The organism is Bradyrhizobium murdochi (assembly GCF_000472965.1).
GTDB classification, from domain to species: Bacteria; Pseudomonadota; Alphaproteobacteria; order Rhizobiales; family Xanthobacteraceae; genus Bradyrhizobium; species Bradyrhizobium murdochi.
Window position 1 is genome coordinate 19,894 of record NZ_AXAU01000008.1, and the last position, 15,995, is coordinate 35,888.

Annotated in this window: 16 protein-coding genes; 7 read left to right on the plus strand and 9 right to left on the minus strand. The window is 63.7% G+C overall.

The features are described 5' to 3' along the window. Positions 1–53: 53 nt before the first annotated feature. From YUO_RS0116570 to dnaK, 7 genes are all read right to left on the minus strand, one after another. Positions 54–1,388 carry a calcium-binding protein gene (locus YUO_RS0116570; protein ID WP_235782740.1) on the minus strand — a complete coding sequence of 445 codons (1,335 nt, stop codon included), beginning with the start codon at positions 1,386–1,388 and terminating at the stop codon, positions 54–56. Positions 1,389–1,775: 387 nt separating this feature from the next. After that, on the minus strand, positions 1,776–2,078 hold the full coding sequence (locus tag YUO_RS0116575) for a DUF1330 domain-containing protein (RefSeq protein WP_028348281.1): 303 nt from the start codon (positions 2,076–2,078) through the stop codon (positions 1,776–1,778). A gap of 16 nt (positions 2,079–2,094) precedes the next feature. Continuing rightward, complete coding sequence (pyrF, locus tag YUO_RS0116580; RefSeq protein ID WP_028348282.1) at positions 2,095–2,805, minus strand: orotidine-5'-phosphate decarboxylase; 711 nt, start codon at positions 2,803–2,805, stop codon at positions 2,095–2,097. 6 nt (positions 2,806–2,811) lie between these two features. Further along, on the minus strand, positions 2,812–3,390 hold the full coding sequence (locus YUO_RS0116585) for an NADPH-dependent FMN reductase (RefSeq protein ID WP_028348283.1): 579 nt from the start codon (positions 3,388–3,390) through the stop codon (positions 2,812–2,814). Positions 3,391–3,438: 48 nt separating this feature from the next. Then, a complete protein-coding gene (locus YUO_RS0116590) occupies positions 3,439–4,038 on the minus strand; it encodes a class I SAM-dependent methyltransferase (protein ID WP_028348284.1) in 600 nt (199 codons plus the stop codon). 209 nt (positions 4,039–4,247) lie between these two features. Beyond that, positions 4,248–5,381 (minus strand): molecular chaperone DnaJ, encoded by a 1,134-nt coding sequence (dnaJ, locus tag YUO_RS0116595; RefSeq protein ID WP_028348285.1) that lies wholly within the window; start codon positions 5,379–5,381, stop codon positions 4,248–4,250. Between the two features lie 143 nt (positions 5,382–5,524). Further along, on the minus strand, positions 5,525–7,426 hold the full coding sequence (gene dnaK / locus YUO_RS0116605) for a molecular chaperone DnaK (RefSeq protein ID WP_028348286.1): 1,902 nt from the start codon (positions 7,424–7,426) through the stop codon (positions 5,525–5,527). A gap of 562 nt (positions 7,427–7,988) precedes the next feature. Here dnaK and YUO_RS0116610 point away from each other — a divergent pair. The 4 genes from YUO_RS0116610 to YUO_RS0116625 all read left to right on the plus strand — a co-directional run bounded on the left by YUO_RS0116610 (position 7,989) and on the right by YUO_RS0116625 (position 11,160). Next, positions 7,989–8,927, plus strand: a complete 939-nt coding sequence (locus YUO_RS0116610; protein WP_028348287.1) for a hypothetical protein — start codon at positions 7,989–7,991, stop codon at positions 8,925–8,927. Positions 8,928–9,050: 123 nt separating this feature from the next. Then, a complete protein-coding gene (pncA, locus tag YUO_RS0116615) occupies positions 9,051–9,764 on the plus strand; it encodes a bifunctional nicotinamidase/pyrazinamidase (RefSeq protein ID WP_028348288.1) in 714 nt (237 codons plus the stop codon). A 36-nt stretch (positions 9,765–9,800) separates the two neighbouring features. Next, a complete protein-coding gene (locus tag YUO_RS0116620; protein ID WP_028348289.1) occupies positions 9,801–10,652 on the plus strand; it encodes a helix-turn-helix domain-containing protein in 852 nt (283 codons plus the stop codon). 79 nt (positions 10,653–10,731) lie between these two features. Beyond that, complete coding sequence (locus tag YUO_RS0116625; protein ID WP_028348290.1) at positions 10,732–11,160, plus strand: VOC family protein; 429 nt, start codon at positions 10,732–10,734, stop codon at positions 11,158–11,160. Between the two features lie 135 nt (positions 11,161–11,295). Here the strand turns inward: YUO_RS0116625 and grpE are convergent, their stop codons facing one another. Then, complete coding sequence (gene grpE, locus YUO_RS0116630; RefSeq protein WP_028348291.1) at positions 11,296–11,913, minus strand: nucleotide exchange factor GrpE; 618 nt, start codon at positions 11,911–11,913, stop codon at positions 11,296–11,298. Between the two features lie 202 nt (positions 11,914–12,115). Next, positions 12,116–13,204 carry a heat-inducible transcriptional repressor HrcA gene (hrcA, locus tag YUO_RS0116635; RefSeq protein ID WP_028348292.1) on the minus strand — a complete coding sequence of 363 codons (1,089 nt, stop codon included), beginning with the start codon at positions 13,202–13,204 and terminating at the stop codon, positions 12,116–12,118. A 256-nt stretch (positions 13,205–13,460) separates the two neighbouring features. Here hrcA and rph point away from each other — a divergent pair, with 256 nt between their 5' ends. Genes rph through hemW form a run of 3 tightly spaced genes read left to right on the plus strand, consistent with a single transcriptional unit; the run spans position 13,461 to position 15,977 of the window. Continuing rightward, positions 13,461–14,174, plus strand: coding sequence for a ribonuclease PH (rph, locus tag YUO_RS0116640; protein ID WP_028348293.1), 714 nt, complete (start codon positions 13,461–13,463; stop codon positions 14,172–14,174). A gap of 11 nt (positions 14,175–14,185) precedes the next feature. After that, positions 14,186–14,815, plus strand: a complete 630-nt coding sequence (rdgB, locus tag YUO_RS0116645; RefSeq protein WP_028348294.1) for an RdgB/HAM1 family non-canonical purine NTP pyrophosphatase — start codon at positions 14,186–14,188, stop codon at positions 14,813–14,815. After that, the gene (gene hemW, locus YUO_RS0116650; RefSeq protein ID WP_028348295.1) at positions 14,808–15,977 is read left to right on the plus strand and encodes a radical SAM family heme chaperone HemW; all 1,170 of its coding nucleotides are present in this window, start codon (positions 14,808–14,810) and stop codon (positions 15,975–15,977) included. The genes rdgB and hemW overlap by 8 nt, the downstream gene beginning before the upstream one ends. Positions 15,978–15,995 lie beyond the last annotated feature (18 nt).

A 15,995-nucleotide genomic window follows, 5' to 3' on the forward strand; every position in this document is an offset into this window, starting at 1 on the left:
GCAAAGAGGCAGGAGCGGGGCGGCACGGCAGCCGCCCCGCTGAAGTTGTGGAGTTAAACGACCTCGATGGCCTCGTAACCCGCGGCAGTGTTGATGTCGTCGATCGACTCGAATTCCGTTCCGACGCCACCCGTGACGCCGGTGAGCGTGATGGTGCCGAAGCCGAAATCGAGCACCGTGTTGGTGCCGTCGTCATCGACCACGATGGTGGCCGGATCAAACGCCGGATCGGCATCGACATTAACTTCATCGCCATCACCGAAACTCAGGTCGACAACTTCATCGTCGCCGAAGTTGGTGGCCGTGCCGTCGCCGAAATTGTGGTCATCGGAGCCTGCACCGCCTGTCAGCATATCGTTGCCGACGCCACCGTCGAGGACATCGGCGCCATTGCCGCCGCTCAATTCATCGTCACCCGCGCCGCCGTTGAGAGTGTCGTCGCCGGCGTTACCGGCGAGTATATCGTCTCCGTCTCCGCCATTGAGCACATCGACATCGGCACCGCCGACGAGCATGTCATCTCCGGCGTCGCCGTCCAACGTATCGTCGCCAGCTCCGCCGCTGAGCTCGTCATCGCCTTCGCCGCCGGACATGGTGTCGATGCCAGCACCACCGGTCATGGTGTCGTCACCGTCGTCGCCGGACATGGTATCGTCGCCACCGCCACCGGCCATGTCGTCCGCGCCGTCGCCGCCGCTCATCGTGTCGTTGCCGCCTTGGCCGTTGAGCGTATCGTTGCCGGCACCGCCATTCAGCGTGTCGTCATCGGCCCCGCCATTCAGCGTGTCGTTCCCAAGACCGCCATTCAGCGTGTCCATGCCCGCATTGCCGCTCAGGGTATCGTCACCGACCCCGCCGCTGAGCGTGTCATCGCCCCCGTTGCCCGACAGTTCGTCGTCACCGGCGCCGCCGGTGATGGTGTCATTATCGGCACCGCCGGCGATCGTATCGTTGCCGGCATTGCCGTTCAACGTATCCATACCGGCTCCGCCTTCGATATTGTCGTCGCCCGCGCCGCCATTGACGATGTCATCGCCTTCACCGCCGAGGATCGTATCGACGCCGGCATTGCCGTTCAAAATGTCATTGCCGGCTCCGCCATCAATATCGTCGTCGCCCGCACCGCCACTGACGGTGTCATCGCCTTCACCGCCGGCGATCGTATCGTTGCCGGCATTGCCGTTCAATGTGTCGTTGCCGGCTCCGCCATCGATATCGTCATCGCCTGCACCGCCGTTGACGAGGTCATCGCCTTCCAATCCGGTAATCGTATCGTTGCCGGCCAGACCGTTGATCTCATCGGGATCTGGCGTGCCAACCAACGTGTCGTCGCCTGGTGTTCCGGGGATAATTGCCATGGTTTCTACTCCTTGCGCCCGCATTCGCATGCGGGTCGGCCGCGGCCCGTCATGCACTAGCGATTTTGTGTTGGCTCGATTTCCATCCCGATCGATGTGGACTTCGATGGCGCGCAACTTGATGAAGGCGGGGCGGCGTCACAATCCCCATATGGGGACAAAAGAAATGTCTGATAGCGGACGTTTGGCCCGCAGACCCCGCGTTCGCTTGGAATCACGATCAGCTATTTGCTATTTTTCGACGGGAGCCGATCGGCCAAGCACGATCGGAAACATTCGCACATATTTCTTGATGCGATTTTCTTGAGACGGTGAGGTCCCGCGAAGCGGCGCGAAACTAGCCGCTTCTACCGGACCTCCCGCATCTTTGCATTGGCCCCTGAGGAGCGCAGATGTAGACCGTGAAATAATGGGCGCTCAGGGCTGCGGGCCGTCATAGCCCTCGATGACGATGAGGTCCGCAATCGAGTGCGGCTGACGGACCTTGATGTTGGCCTGATATTCCGGCGAATTGTAGCAGGCCAGCGCAGTTTCGTAATCGGGAAACTCGATCACGACATTGCGCGAGCGGCTTTGGCCTTCGACCGCGGTGAACTGGCCGCCGCGCACGATGAAGCGCCCGCCGAATTTCTGGAAGATGGCCGGGTTGGCCGCCATGTATGGCTTGTAGCCCTCGTCATTGTGAACGTCGACGCGTCCGATCCAGTATCCTTTGGCCATCTCAATCTCCATGTTGTTACGTGATCGCCTGCTTGATTTCCGCCTGAATGGCATCCGCAGCAAGCCTGGGATCGGCGGCTTCCGTGATCGGCCGCCCGACCACCAGATAGTCGGCGCCGGCACCGATTGCCCGCGCCGGCGTCATGATGCGCTTCTGGTCGCCGGTCGCAGCGCCCGCAGGGCGGATACCCGGCGTCACCAGATGCATCTGGTGACCGACGATCTTGCGCAACGCGGCTGCCTCTTCCGGCGAGCTGACGAGGCCGTCGACGCCGAGCACCTGCGCCTGCTGGGCGCGCGCTTCCACCAGGTCGGAGACGTTGAGACGATAGCCGGCGGCATGCAGGTCGCCATCGTCGTAAGAGGTCAGCACGGTAACCGCGAGAATTTTCAGGCCCGAGCCTTGGCGCGCCTCGACCGCGGCCTTCATGGTCTGCGGATAGGCGTGCACGGTGAGGAAGGTCGCGCCGAGTTTGGCGACGCTCTCCACGCCGCGCGCCACCGTATTGCCGATGTCGTGCAGCTTGAGATCAATAAAAACCTTCTTGCCCGACTTCGCCAGTTGCTGCGCCAGCGGCAATCCGCCTGCATAGGCGAGCTGATAGCCGATCTTGTAGAAACTCACGCTGTCGCCAAGCCGCGCGATCAACGCTTCCGCTTCAGTCACCCCGGGCAGGTCGAGCGCGACGATCAGCCGATCCTTCGGCGCGATACTGGCTGGCTGCATGTCACCTCACATCATGCGTTGGGAAACGTCGATCAACTGCCGCACCAGCGCTTTCAGCCCCTCGGCATCGGCGGCATTCTTCAGGCGGTCCATCTCGTCATAAGCATCGTCGGCGAACGCCAGCGCTAACTGGTTTGGTATCACGGTTGCATGACACGCCGACAGGATCAGCCGCAGCGCGGCCAGCGCGCGGGCGCCACCGAGCCGGTTGCCGGAGGCCGACGCAATCGCAAACACCCGATCGCGAAACACCTGGCCGCGGGTCTCGTGCGCGTCCTGCACCCGGCTCACCCAGTCGATGGTGTTTTTCACCAGCGCCGGCACCGAGGAATTGTATTCCGGCGTCACGATCAGCACGCCATGATGGGCCGCCATCATCCGCTTCAGGTTGGCCGCGTGTTTCGGCACGCCCGATTTGGCCTGCAGGTCGCCGTCATAGATCGGCAGCGGGAAATCAACCAGCGAGATACGGGTGACTTCGGCGCCGGCTTGCGCCAGCTCATACGCGGCCACCGCCGCCAGCCTCACATTGAGCGAGCCGGTGCGGAGCGATCCCGGGATCACGAGGATTTTCAGCGCGGACATTTCTTAGAAATCGCAGTAGGGGCTAACCGGCCGCGCGCAGCGCACGGCTTAGCCCTTGCGATACACCCAGACCCGCGCGGGCGGAAGGTTCATCCAGATCCGCTCGGACGCCTCTGTGGACACGCCCGGCAGCGATTTCGGAATCGGCGGTGCCACCGAATAGGTGAACTGCACGAAGGGCGCGCCCGGCGCCAGCGCCAGGAAGGCGTCGCGGATCAGCTTCAGACGGGTCAGCATCGGTTTTGTCACGAGCGGCAGGCCGGAGATCACGGCAGACGCCGGCGCATCCAGCACATCTCCGAGCGAAGCGCGAAGCGTGTAGGCATCGCCCTGTACGACCTTGGCCTGAGGATAGCGATCGCGCAGCAGAGCGCAGAAGCCCGGATTATATTCGACCAGCACGAGCCGCTTCTGATCTACGCCGTGTTCGATCAGCGCGTTGGTGATCGCGCCGGTCCCGGGCCCAAGTTCGATGACCGGCCCTTCGGAATCGACATCGACATATTGCGCCATGGTGCGAGCGAGCACCTTGCTCGACGGCATCACCGCGCCCATGTGCAGCGGCTTTTCAATCCATGAACGAAGGAAGCGCACCTCGTCGTCGAGACGAGGCTTCTTCAACGCACGCACGGACGATTGCAAAGGCATGTCGCTACCAGGCGGGACCCGCTGACGGGCGGGAATGTCAAAAAACAGTCATGAACACGTATAGGTCGACGGGGGTATGGTCAAGCCAAACGGTAATGCGCCAGAGGCGCCAAAGTGCCCGCGATCCGGCGATAACACCCTGTGCAAGCTGAATGAATCATGACTGCCGGGCGAGAACAGGGCGCTCGCCCGGGCGACGTGCATGCGGTTCAGGAGCCCGCGCGGCTGCCGAAGAAGTCCTTGACCTTGGTGAAGAAGCCCACCGCCTCCGGCTGGGTTGCCCCGGAGGACAGCTTTTCGAACTCGGCGAGCAGTTCCTGCTGCTTCTTGGTCAGATTCTGCGGCGTTTCGACCATGACCTGGACATACATGTCGCCGGTCTGGCGCGAGCGGAGCACCGGCATGCCCTTTGATGCAATGCGGAAACGGCGGCCGGACTGCGTTCCAGCCGGCACCTTCACCTTGGTCTTGCCCTTGTCGATGGTGGGCACTTCGAATTCGCCGCCGAGCGCGGCCGCGACCATCGAGATCGGAACCCGGCAGTGCAAATCGGCGCCGTCGCGCTGGAAGAATTCGTGGGTGGCCAGCGACAAGAAAATGTAGAGGTCGCCGGGCGGGCCGCCGCGGACACCGGCCTCGCCTTCGCCGGCCAGCCGGATACGCGTGCCGTCCTCGACACCCGGCGGAATGTTGACCGACAACGTCCGGTCGCGCGTTACCCGCCCCGTGCCCGAGCAATTCGGGCAGGCGTCCTCGATCATCTGACCGCGGCCCTGACAGCCGGGGCAGGTCCGCTCCAGCGTGAAGAAGCCCTGAGCCTGACGGACGCGGCCGGCGCCGCCGCACATCGCGCAGGTCTTCGGCTTGGTGCCGGCCTTGGCGCCGGTGCCCGAACAGGGCTCGCAGGTGACCGAGACCGGAATTTCGATCTGCGCGGTCTTACCGAGGTAGGCTTCCTCGAGCGTGATTTCCATGTTGTAGCGCAGATCGGCGCCACGCTCGCGTCCGCCGCCGCGCCCGCGCTGCCCGGCCATGCCGAACAGGTCCTCGAAAATATCTGAAAACGACGAGGCGAAGCCGGCGCCGAAGCCAGGACCACCGCCGCCCATGCCTTGCTCGAACGCGGCATGGCCATAGCGATCATAGGCGGCGCGCTTGTCACCGTCTTTGAGGACTTCGTAGGCCTCGTTGATTTCCTTGAACTTCATTTCGCTGGCGGCATCGCCTGGATTCCTGTCCGGATGCCATTTCATCGCCAGCTTGCGGAAGGCCGACTTGAGCTTGGACTCGTCCGCGTTCCGATCGACTTCCAGGGTTTCGTAATAGCAGCGCTTGGTGGACATCAGTCAAACCCGCCCGAAATTCGTCTTCATGCCGAAAGCACCCGCAGTCGAAGATGCCGCCATCGGCTTAAAGAAAAATGACCCCCACCCATCGAACGCGAGCCGTGCGCTCTTTTGGATGAGGGTCATGACCGAAAGCCCGCTTATGCTGACTTCTTGTTGTTCTTGTCGTCGTCGACCTCGGTGAACTCCGCGTCGACAACGTCATCCTTGGCAGCATCCCGCTTGGCGTCCGCCTCGGCCTGCTGCTTGTACATGGCCTCGCCGAGCTTCATCGAAGCCTGCGCCAGCGTGTTGGTCTTGGCCTTGATGGCCTCGGCGTCGTCGCCCTTCAGCGCTTCCTTCAAATCGCTGACGGCGTCCTCGATGGCGCGGCGCTCTGAGTCTTCCACCTTCGAACCGTGCTCGGCCAGCGCCTTCTCGGTGGAATGCACCAGCGCGTCGGCATGGTTCTTGGCGTCGACCGCCTCGCGTCGCTTCTTGTCCTCGGCCGCGTTGGCCTCGGCGTCCTTGACCATCTTCTGGATGTCGGCTTCGGAGAGGCCGCCGGATGCCTGAATCCGGATCTGCTGCTCCTTGCCGGTCGCCTTGTCCCTGGCCGAGACATTGACGATGCCGTTGGCGTCGATGTCGAAGGTGACCTCGATCTGCGGCATGCCGCGCGGCGCCGGCGGAATGCCCATCAGGTCGAACTGACCGAGCACCTTGTTGTCGGCCGCCATTTCACGCTCGCCCTGGAAGACGCGGATGGTGACGGCATTCTGGTTGTCCTCGGCGGTCGAGAACACCTGGCTCTTCTTGGTCGGGATCGTGGTGTTGCGATCGATGATGCGGGTGAACACGCCACCCAGCGTCTCGATGCCGAGCGACAACGGCGTCACGTCGAGCAGCAGCACGTCCTTGACGTCGCCCTGCAGCACGCCCGCTTGAATGGCCGCACCGATGGCGACGACTTCGTCCGGGTTGACGCCCTTGTGCGGCTCCTTGCCGAACAACTGCTTCACGACCTCCTGGACCTTCGGCATGCGGGTCATGCCGCCGACCAGCACCACTTCGCCGATTTCGGCGGCGGTCAGCCCTGCGTCCTTCAGCGCCTTGCGGCAGGGCTCGATGGTCTTCTGAATGAGATCGTCGACGAGCGCCTCGAACTTGGCGCGCGTCAGTTTCATCGTCAGATGCTTCGGCCCGGTCTGGTCGGCCGTGATGAACGGCAGGTTGATTTCGGTCTGCGTTGTCGAAGACAGCTCGATCTTGGCCTTTTCAGCCGCCTCCTTCAGGCGCTGCAGGGCGAGCTTGTCGTTGCGCAGGTTGATGCCCTGCTCCTTCTGGAACTCGTCGGCGAGATAGCCGACCAGGCGCATGTCGAAATCTTCGCCGCCGAGGAAGGTATCGCCGTTGGTCGACTTCACCTCGAACACGCCGTCGCCGATTTCGAGAATCGAGACGTCGAAGGTGCCGCCGCCGAGGTCGTAAACCGCGATGGTGCCGGATTTCGATTTGTCGAGACCGTAAGCGAGCGCTGCCGCCGTCGGCTCGTTGATGATGCGCAGCACTTCAAGACCGGCGATCTTGCCGGCATCCTTGGTGGCCTGACGCTGCGCGTCGTTGAAGTAGGCGGGAACCGTAATGACGGCCTGCTCGACCTTCTGGCCGAGATGGGCTTCCGCGGTCTCCTTCATCTTCTGCAGGATGAAGGCGGAGACCTGCGAGGGCGAATAGGTCTTGCCGTCGGCCTCGACCCAGGCGTCGCCGTTCGATGCCTTGACGATCTTGTAGGGAACCAGCTTCTTGTCCTTCTCGACCATCGGGTCCTCATGGCGGCGGCCAATCAGGCGCTTCACCGCGAAGAACGTCCGCTCGGGATTGGTCACCGCCTGGCGCTTGGCAGGCTGGCCAACGAGGCGCTCGCCGTCATCGGTGACGGCAACGATCGAAGGCGTGGTGCGCATGCCCTCCGCGTTCTCGATGACTTTTGCAGTCTTGCCATCCATTACGGCGACACACGAATTCGTGGTGCCGAGATCGATCCCAATGACCTTTCCCATGGTCCTCATATCCTTCTTTTTGCGGCAGGTTGGCTGGGCCCTGGACGGCGCACCTAACCGAACCCCCAACGTTCAAATACTCGCGATATTGCGACGGTGAGCCTCATATAGGAGGGGGGGTTGTGCCTGCAAGGACCGAGCGCAAGCTTAAGGCCTGAAAAGGCTGGCGTTTGAAAGATTGTGCCGCCTGGGGCCGGGCCCCCGGTAGCGTGACCGGCGTTAAGAAATCGGCAACTCCTTTATCGCTCACACCCCGAAGCGTTGCACAGCGATACGGCAGCATCCTCACGGCGTGGACCGCCGCCGGTTGAGCGGACGCGGTATTTGGCCGCTGGAAGCGCCCAAAAAAAGCGCTCGGAGACTGGGCAGAATGCCGCGAAAGGCCAACATATAAGAGCGAGGCGGGGGAACGGACGCCCGCCCTGCCCTGTTGCAGGGACACCAAAACCGCTAAAAGCGGGCCGAACGGAACGACCCAGTCGCGCGCCCCCGAGGCCCACATTCCACCCAGCTCCACCGTCCGATCTTTGAACGGCCTCCATGCAAACCCGGTAGACCCTCCATGAAGCCACTTAGATACTTTGCTGCGGTTGCCCTTCTCGTTGCCGCCACCTCCTCCGCGTTCGCCGCGGACCCGGTTTTCCCGCCGGGCGCCAGGGTCGGCATGACGCCGCTGGTCGGCCTCAACAAAGCCAGAACGTTCACGGGATTCGAGACCGAAGACCAGGGCGTCAAGGTCCTGGTCGCCGACCTGCCCGCCGAGGCCTATGGCGAGGTCGCCAATGCCTTCAAGGCCAATCCCGGCGGCACTGGCGGCATCAAGCCGGAGAGCATCGAGACCAAAGCGGGGCTCGCCTACTATACCGTCGAGAACGCCAAGGACGGCGCCACCAACGTGCGGCGCTATTCCATGATCCTGCCCGGCCCCACCTTCTCCGGCTACGTCGCCGTGCAGGTGCCGGAGAACGCCTCGAAGATCTACACCGACGATGCCATGCGCCAGATGTTCGCATCGGCCGTGATCCGCGTTGAGGTTCCTGTCGAGGAACAGCTCGGGATGATGCCGTTCAAGATCAGCGAGCTCTCGAGCTTCAAGAATGTCCGCACGCTGGCACCGGGCGCCGCCCTCATTCTCTCCGACAGCGACGAAAAGAAAGGTTTCGAGGTCGCGCCTTTCATGATCATCGGCCTGATCGGCTCGACGGCAGCGTCGCCTGACGATCGCGGCCGCTTTGCCCAGCAGATCGCGACCACCATTCCGGGCGTACGCGACGGCAGGATCACGATGTCGGAGCCGGTCCGCATCGACGGCCAGCCCGGCTACGAGACCCGGATCGATGCCATCAGCGGCAAGGACAATACGCCGGTGACGATCGTGCAATGGCTGCGGTTCGGCTCCCAGACCTCGATGCGCATCATCGGCTCTTCGCCGCGCGATGATTGGACCAAAGCCTTTCCGCGCTTCCGCGCCGTACGCGACGGAATCCGGCCGCGAGCCTGATCGCGAAATTCGAAAAACGGCGCGCGCCCTGACATTCAGGACGCGCCGAAATTTCGGGCTTTCGTTCGTACACCAATGGAACTAGCCTTCCCCCTGCCGGGTTCATGACAGGGGAGACGCGCTATGCTTTCTCGCAGGCTGGTTCTGACAGGCTTTGGCGCGGCATCCGCCCTCGCCCTCGTTCCAACGACGCCATGGGCTGCACCGATGAAACCCGACAACGCTTCCGCGCTCCTCGTTATCGACGTGCAAAACTGCTTCTTGCCAGGCGGCAGCCTGGCCGTGAAAGACGGCGACCAGGTGGTGCCCGTCATCAACCGCATCGCCAAGGGCTTTGCCAATGTGGTGATGACGCAGGACTGGCACACCGCGGACCACGTCTCGTTCGCCTCCACCCATTCCGGCAAGAGGCCGTTCGAAACCATCAATCTTCCCTACGGCAAGCAGGTGCTGTGGCCGGATCACTGCGTACAGGGGACCGAGGGAGCGTCGCTATCAAAGGACCTCGCAATCCCGCATGCCGGCCTCGTTATCCGCAAGGGTTTTCACAAGGACGTCGACAGCTATTCGGCCTTCACCGAGGCCGACGGCAAGACCACGACGGGGCTCGCGGCCTACCTGAAGGCGCGCAAGGTGAAGCGGGTTTTCCTCGCCGGCCTTGCGACCGATTTCTGCGTGGCATGGAGCGCGCTGGATGCGCGCAAGGCAGGCTTTGAGACTTACGTGATCGAGGACGCCTGCCGCGGCATCGACACCCAGGGCTCGCTCGCCAAGGCCTGGGCCGATATGACCAAGGTCGGCGTCAAGCGCATCCAGTCGAGCGATATCGCGGCTTAACGTCCGTCCTCTTCGGAGGCCAATTGGAGAGCGAGGATGTCCGATCCGGCGGCTCCGTTTGCGTTCGAACTGGCCCGTCGTGCGCCGTCGCAGCGCACGGCTAGTCTCATTTCCGGGATGACGGGTTATCGCGAAACGGCGCGCGGCCGGTTCTCCCAGCGCGAACCCGCATCGCTGGTGGTACCGCTGATCATCAGCTTCGGCACGCCGTTCCTGATCGCGCTGGGGCGCGAGCCTGACGCAGCCGACCGGCAGCCGAGCTTCGCCGCCGGGCTTTATGCCGGCCCGGTCCATATCGAGTCCGACGGCGGCGCCGAATGCGTGCAGGTGGATTTCACGCCGCTTGGCGCCTATCGCTTCTTTGGCGGGGCCGTTGCCGATCTCGCCGCGCGCATGGTCGACATCGCCGCCGTGCTGGGCCGCGAGGGCCGCGAGCTGCGCGACCGGCTCGGCGCTATATCCCGCTGGCAGGATCGATTCGATCTGGTCGAGGATTTTGTTGCCGTTCGCGCCAACCACCTGCCGTCCCTGGAGATCGAATTCGCCTATCGACGATTGGCGCGCACTGCGGGCGGCGCGCGGATCACCGCGCTCGCGAAAGAGATAGGCTGGAGCCGCAAGCACCTGGTGAATCGTTTTCGATCCGAACTCGGTCTCGCGCCGAAGCCGGTCGCCCGCATCATGCGTTTTCATCAAGCCTGCCGGCTCGCACATGCAGGAGAGGCGCACGGCTGGGCCGGGATTGCGGCCGAGAGCGGCTATGCCGATCAGGCGCACCTCGCCCGCGAATTTTCAACTCTTGCGGGCGAAACGCCAACATCGTGGGCCCACCGGCTGGCGCTGACCGACAGCCGCCTGCTGCGCCCGCTGGACGCACTGGACGCGTAGCCGGTCAGGTAACAAATCTTCAAGCCGCCCCACCTCGCCTCGCGATATTGGCGAGGTAACGCAATGCGAGGAGTTGCCCGTGACCAGTCCAAGCAAAAGCGAAGCGCCGCGCCTTTATCCGACGATGCGTTGCCGGGATGCCGAAGCGATGATCCGCTGGCTCAAGGAGGTCGTTGGTTTCACCGAACGCGCCGTCTGCCGGAACGGCGGCACCATCCATCACGCCGAGCTTGCCTTTGGGCCCTCGATCCTGATGCTCGGCCAGTGCAGGGAAGACGAATACGGCAAGCTCGTCGGTGATATCGGCGGCCGCCGCACCGACGCGCTCTATGTCGCGGTCGATGATCCCGACGCGCTGTGTGCCAAAGTGAAGGCCGCTGGCGGCAAGATCGAAATGGAACTGCGCGACACCGACTATGGCAGCCGCGACTTCGCCTGCCGCGACCCGGAAGGCAATCTCTGGAGTTTTGGCACCTATCGGCCGACGGCGGACGAGAAGTCGCTGTAAGTCCAAGCTGGCATCAGGCCCTCATCCTGAGGAGCGCGCCTGCGCGCTTCGAAGAATGAAGGCCGAGATACTGCAGCGGGGCCTTCATGGTTCGAGACGGCGCTGACACGCCTCCTCACCATGAGGGTCTCGCGTCTATGCCGCGTTGTTCGGTTCGTTGTTGGCCGGCGCGGCCTTGGCGCCGCCCTTCGACACGCCGACCAGTGCCGGGCGCAGTACGCGCTCGCCGATCATGAAGCCGGCCTGCACGACCTGAACCACAGTGCCTGCCGGAACGGACGGATCGGGCACTTCGTACATCGCCTGCTGGAAATTGGGATCGAATTTCTCGCCCGACGGATCGAACTTCTTGACGCCGTTCTTCTCCAGCGTGTTGAGCAGCGAGCGCTCGGTCAGCTCGACGCCTTCGATGAAAGCCTTCAGCGCCGGGTCGGCGCTGGCCTTGGTCTCGGCCGGCATGGCATCAAGCGCGCGCTGCAGATTGTCGGCGATTTCGAGAATGTCGCGGGCGAAGCCGGTGATGCCGTAGGCGCGCGCATCGGCGACTTCCTTGGCGGTGCGCTTGCGCAGGTTTTCCATCTCCGCCAGCGTGCGCAGCATCTTGTCGCGCGCTTCCGCTACTTCCTTCGTCAACGCCTCGACCGATCCTTCCTCGGGCTCGTCGGGCATGATGTAAGGTTTTGAGACCACGGGCTCGCCGGTCTGGTTGGCGGGTTGTGCCCCGTCGTCACTCGGCCGGTTGGGATCGGTCATAAGACTGCCTTCTCAAAAAACGGTTCTGGTTGGATGGGGATTTGCTGAGCGGGATATCGTGCTTTAGGGGCCGAAAATCAAGCGGTCCATAGCGTTTTCGAGCGAAGCATGCCCTCGGACTTGATCCGGGGGTGTGCACCGGTTCGCGTGAAGAAAACGCGTCAAAACGACAAAGCCAAGATCGGGGTCGATTCGTGGCGGATCAGCCGCCCAGCATCCGGCTGACAATGCGGGCGGCGTAATCCACCGTCGGAATCACACGCGCATAGTTCAGCCTTGTCGGCCCGATCACGCCGAGAACGCCGACGATACGGCCCGACGCGTCGCCATAGGGGGCGATGATGGTGGAGGAACCGGACAGCGAGAACAGCTTGTTCTCCGATCCGATGAAGATCCGCACGCCTTCGGCGCGCTCGGCCCGGCCCAACAGGTCGATCACGCCTCGCTTGGTCTCGAGATCGTCGAACAGCGACTTGACGCGTTCGAGATCTTCCAGCGCGTGCAAATCTTCCAGCAGGTTGGCGTGGCCGCGCACGATCAACTGCCGGTCATCGTTTTCGCCGCCCGACCAGCTCGCAATCCCCGCCTCGATCACCTTCTGCGTCAGTTGGTCGAGCTCGATGCGGCTCTGCGCCATCGCGGTTTCGAGTTCGAGCCGCGCTTCAGCCAGCGTTCGGCCGCGAATCCGCGCATTGAGAAAATTGCTCGCCTCAGTCAGTGCCGAGGAAGGCACGCCGGGCGGCAGCGTCAGCACGCGGTTTTCGACCTGGCCGTCTTCGCCGACCAGCACCACCAGCGCGCGCTCCGGCTCCAACCGCACGAATTCGATGTGTTTTAGCCGTGAATTGGATTTGGCGGTCAGCACCACCGCAGCCGCACGCGTCAGGCCGGACAGCCGCGTCAGCGCCTCGCCGAGCGCGGCCTCGACCGACTGCGCCCGGCCGACGGAGGCAAGCTGGTTCTGGATCGATTCCCGTTCGGGTTCGGTGAGATCGCCGACCTGCATCAGGGCGTCGACGAAGAAGCGCAGGCCGAGTTCGGTGGGCAGCCGGCCGGCCGAAGTATGCGGCGCGTAGATCAGGCCGAGCGCTTCGAGGTCCGACATCACATTGCGGACGGAAGCCGGCGACAGCGGCACCGCGATCAAGCGGGATACATTGCGCGAACCGACGGGTTCGCCGGTCGCGAGATAACTCTCGACGATCTGACGAAAAATATCGCGCGAGCGTTCGTTGAGCTGGGCGAGCCCCGCATGCGGCGCGATCAGGCCAATCGGATCGTGGTGGACCACTGTTAACTCCCTGATACCCCTAATTTGTCGATCCGGCACGCCGATGACAAGCGTCCGCTTCGCATAGCGTTTTCGAGCGAAGTGGTCGCCGGTTCGCGTAAAGAAAACGCGTCAAAACAAGAAGGCAGAGGTTTGATTCTGATTGATCAGAGCCGAACCTCTACCCTGAAACAAGGCAAAAACCCTTGCCGCTGCCCGCTCCCCCTCCTACAAGCACCGCGAACGAATTTTCGCTCGATTTTTGGAAGGATTTCCCATGCGGCCGAGCCGCCGTGCGCCCGATCAGTTGCGTCCCGTGTCGCTGGAACGCGGCGTGGTCAAATATGCCGAAGGTTCCTGCATGGTGAAGTTCGGCGACACCCATGTGCTGGTCACGGCTACGCTGGAAGAACGGCTGCCGCCCTGGCTGAAAGGCCAGGGCCGCGGCTGGGTCACCGCCGAATATGGCATGCTGCCGCGCGCCACATTGGAGCGCACCCGTCGCGAGGCCGCCGCCGGCAAGCAGGGCGGGCGCACCGTCGAGATCCAGCGGCTGATCGGCCGTTCCTTGCGCGCAGCCGTCGACCTCGAAGCGCTCGGCGAGCGCCAGATCACGGTCGATTGCGACGTGATTCAGGCCGATGGCGGCACCCGCACGGCCTCGATCACCGGCGCCTGGGTGGCGCTGGCCGACTGCATCGGTTGGATGAAGAACCGCAACATGCTGAAAGCCAACGTGCTGCGCGACAATGTCGCCGCGATCTCCTGCGGCATCTATCAGGGCACGCCGGTGCTCGACCTCGACTATGCCGAGGATTCCGAGGCCGAGACCGACGCCAATTTCGTCATGACCGGTGACGGCCGCATCATCGAGGTGCAGGGCACCGCCGAGAAGACGCCGTTTTCGCAAGACGAGTTCCTGGCGCTGATGGAACTGGCGCGCAGGGGTGTCGCGCGTCTGGTGGACTTGCAGAAGCTGGCTGTGGCGTAGTCTGATCGCACATGCACCGTCGAATCACCGGCCGGCTCGTGATCGCGACCCACAATCCCGGCAAGCTCGCCGAGATGCAGGAATTGCTCGCGCCGCACGGCGTCGAGGCGGTTTCCGCAGGCGAGCTGGGCCTCGGCGAGCCCGAGGAGTCCGGCAAGACGTTTCGGGCCAATGCCGCGATCAAGGCGGTCGCGGCGGCGAAAACCGCGCAATTGCCGGCATTTGCCGATGATTCCGGCCTCGTAGTCGACGCGCTCGACGGCGCGCCCGGCATCTATTCGGCGCGCTGGGCCGGCAACGGCAAGGATTTCGTGGCGGCGATGACCAGGGTCGAGCGCCTGTTGCAGGAACGCGGCGCGACCACGCCCGACAAGCGAAGTGCGCATTTCGTCTCCGCCTTGTGCGTCGCCTGGCCCGATGGCCATCTCGAAGAGGTCGAGGCCCGAGCCGACGGAACCCTGGTCTGGCCGCCGCGCGGCACCGCCGGTTTCGGCTATGATCCGGTATTCCTGCCCGACGGGCACACGCGGACCTTTGGCGAGATGACTTCGATCGAAAAGCATGGCCTGCCGCCGCTCGGGCTTGGTCTGTCGCACCGGGCACGGGCATTCGTCAAACTGGCGGAGATCTGCCTTGGCTAGTCGCGAGCGACCCCGCCCCAAAGATGCCTTCGGCGTCTACGTGCACTGGCCTTTCTGCCTGTCGAAATGCCCCTATTGCGATTTCAACAGCCACGTCCGCCACGCACCGATCGACGAGAAACGTTTTGCGCGCGCGTTTGCGCGTGAGATCGAAACCACGGCGGCGCGCGCGCCGGGGCGAACCGTCACATCGATCTTTCTCGGCGGCGGCACGCCTTCCTTGATGCAGCCGCAGACTGTCGGCGCGATTTTGGATGCGATCGGAAAGCACTGGCGCGTCGCCGGCAATGTCGAGGTCACGCTCGAAGCCAACCCGACCAGCGTAGAAGCGACGCGGTTTCGCGGCTATCGCGCAGCCGGCGTCAACCGCGTCTCGCTCGGCGTGCAGGCGCTTGACGACGCCTCGCTCAAAGCGCTCGGACGGCTGCATACCGCGCGCGAGGCGCTCGACGCGGTCGCGATCGCGCGCACCGCGTTCGACCGCTATTCATTCGACCTGATCTACGCCCGCCCCGACCAGACGCCGCGGATGTGGGCGGATGAACTGAAGCTCGCGATTTCCGAAGCCGCCGAGCACCTCTCGCTCTACCAGCTCACCATCGAGGAAGGCACGCCGTTCTTCGGCCTGCATGCGGCGGGCAAACTCAAGACACCGGACGAGGCGGTGGCGCGTGCGCTCTACGACGTGACGCAGGAAGTCTGCGCGCATCATGGCTTGCCGGCCTACGAGATTTCCAATCACGCGCGCGAAGGAGCGGAGTGCCAGCACAATCTCGTCTATTGGCGCGGCGAGGAGTATGCCGGCATCGGTCCCGGCGCGCATGGCCGCCTCGACATCGACGGCGCACGACACGCCACCGCGACCGAGAAGCGCCCGGAGGCCTGGCTGATGCGCGTCGAGGCCAACGGCCACGGCGTCGTCACCGACGACCACCTCAACAGCGAAGAACGCGCCGACGAATTTTTGCTGATGGGATTACGGCTCGCGGAGGGCATCGATCCCAGGCGTTATGCGGCGCTATCCGGCCGCGCGCTCGATCCAAACCGGATCGCCATCTTGCGCAACGAAGGTGCGATATCCGTCGACTCCGATGGAAGATTGCGCGTGACGAAGGACGGTTTTCCGGTGCTCGACGCGGTGGTGGCGGATCTCGCCGCGTAACAGCCGTCGTTCCTGCGG

What these genes read in the sequence shown, in the direction of transcription:
- pncA (WP_028348288.1), top strand. Translation starts at nt 9,051, where the DNA reads ATGCTTTCTCGCAGGCTGGTTCTGACAGGCTTTGGCGCGGCATCCGCC.
- YUO_RS0116575 (WP_028348281.1), bottom strand. Translation starts at nt 2,078, where the DNA reads ATGGCCAAAGGATACTGGATCGGACGCGTCGACGTTCACAATGACGAG.
- rph (WP_028348293.1), top strand. Translation starts at nt 13,461, where the DNA reads ATGCGGCCGAGCCGCCGTGCGCCCGATCAGTTGCGTCCCGTGTCGCTG.
- rdgB (WP_028348294.1), top strand. Translation starts at nt 14,186, where the DNA reads ATGCACCGTCGAATCACCGGCCGGCTCGTGATCGCGACCCACAATCCC.
- dnaJ (WP_028348285.1), bottom strand. Translation starts at nt 5,381, where the DNA reads ATGTCCACCAAGCGCTGCTATTACGAAACCCTGGAAGTCGATCGGAAC.
- YUO_RS0116620 (WP_028348289.1), top strand. Translation starts at nt 9,801, where the DNA reads ATGTCCGATCCGGCGGCTCCGTTTGCGTTCGAACTGGCCCGTCGTGCG.
- YUO_RS0116610 (WP_028348287.1), top strand. Translation starts at nt 7,989, where the DNA reads ATGAAGCCACTTAGATACTTTGCTGCGGTTGCCCTTCTCGTTGCCGCC.
- dnaK (WP_028348286.1), bottom strand. Translation starts at nt 7,426, where the DNA reads ATGGGAAAGGTCATTGGGATCGATCTCGGCACCACGAATTCGTGTGTC.
- YUO_RS0116590 (WP_028348284.1), bottom strand. Translation starts at nt 4,038, where the DNA reads ATGCCTTTGCAATCGTCCGTGCGTGCGTTGAAGAAGCCTCGTCTCGAC.
- YUO_RS0116585 (WP_028348283.1), bottom strand. Translation starts at nt 3,390, where the DNA reads ATGTCCGCGCTGAAAATCCTCGTGATCCCGGGATCGCTCCGCACCGGC.
- YUO_RS0116570 (WP_235782740.1), bottom strand. Translation starts at nt 1,388, where the DNA reads ATGCGAATGCGGGCGCAAGGAGTAGAAACCATGGCAATTATCCCCGGA.
- grpE (WP_028348291.1), bottom strand. Translation starts at nt 11,913, where the DNA reads ATGACCGATCCCAACCGGCCGAGTGACGACGGGGCACAACCCGCCAAC.
- pyrF (WP_028348282.1), bottom strand. Translation starts at nt 2,805, where the DNA reads ATGCAGCCAGCCAGTATCGCGCCGAAGGATCGGCTGATCGTCGCGCTC.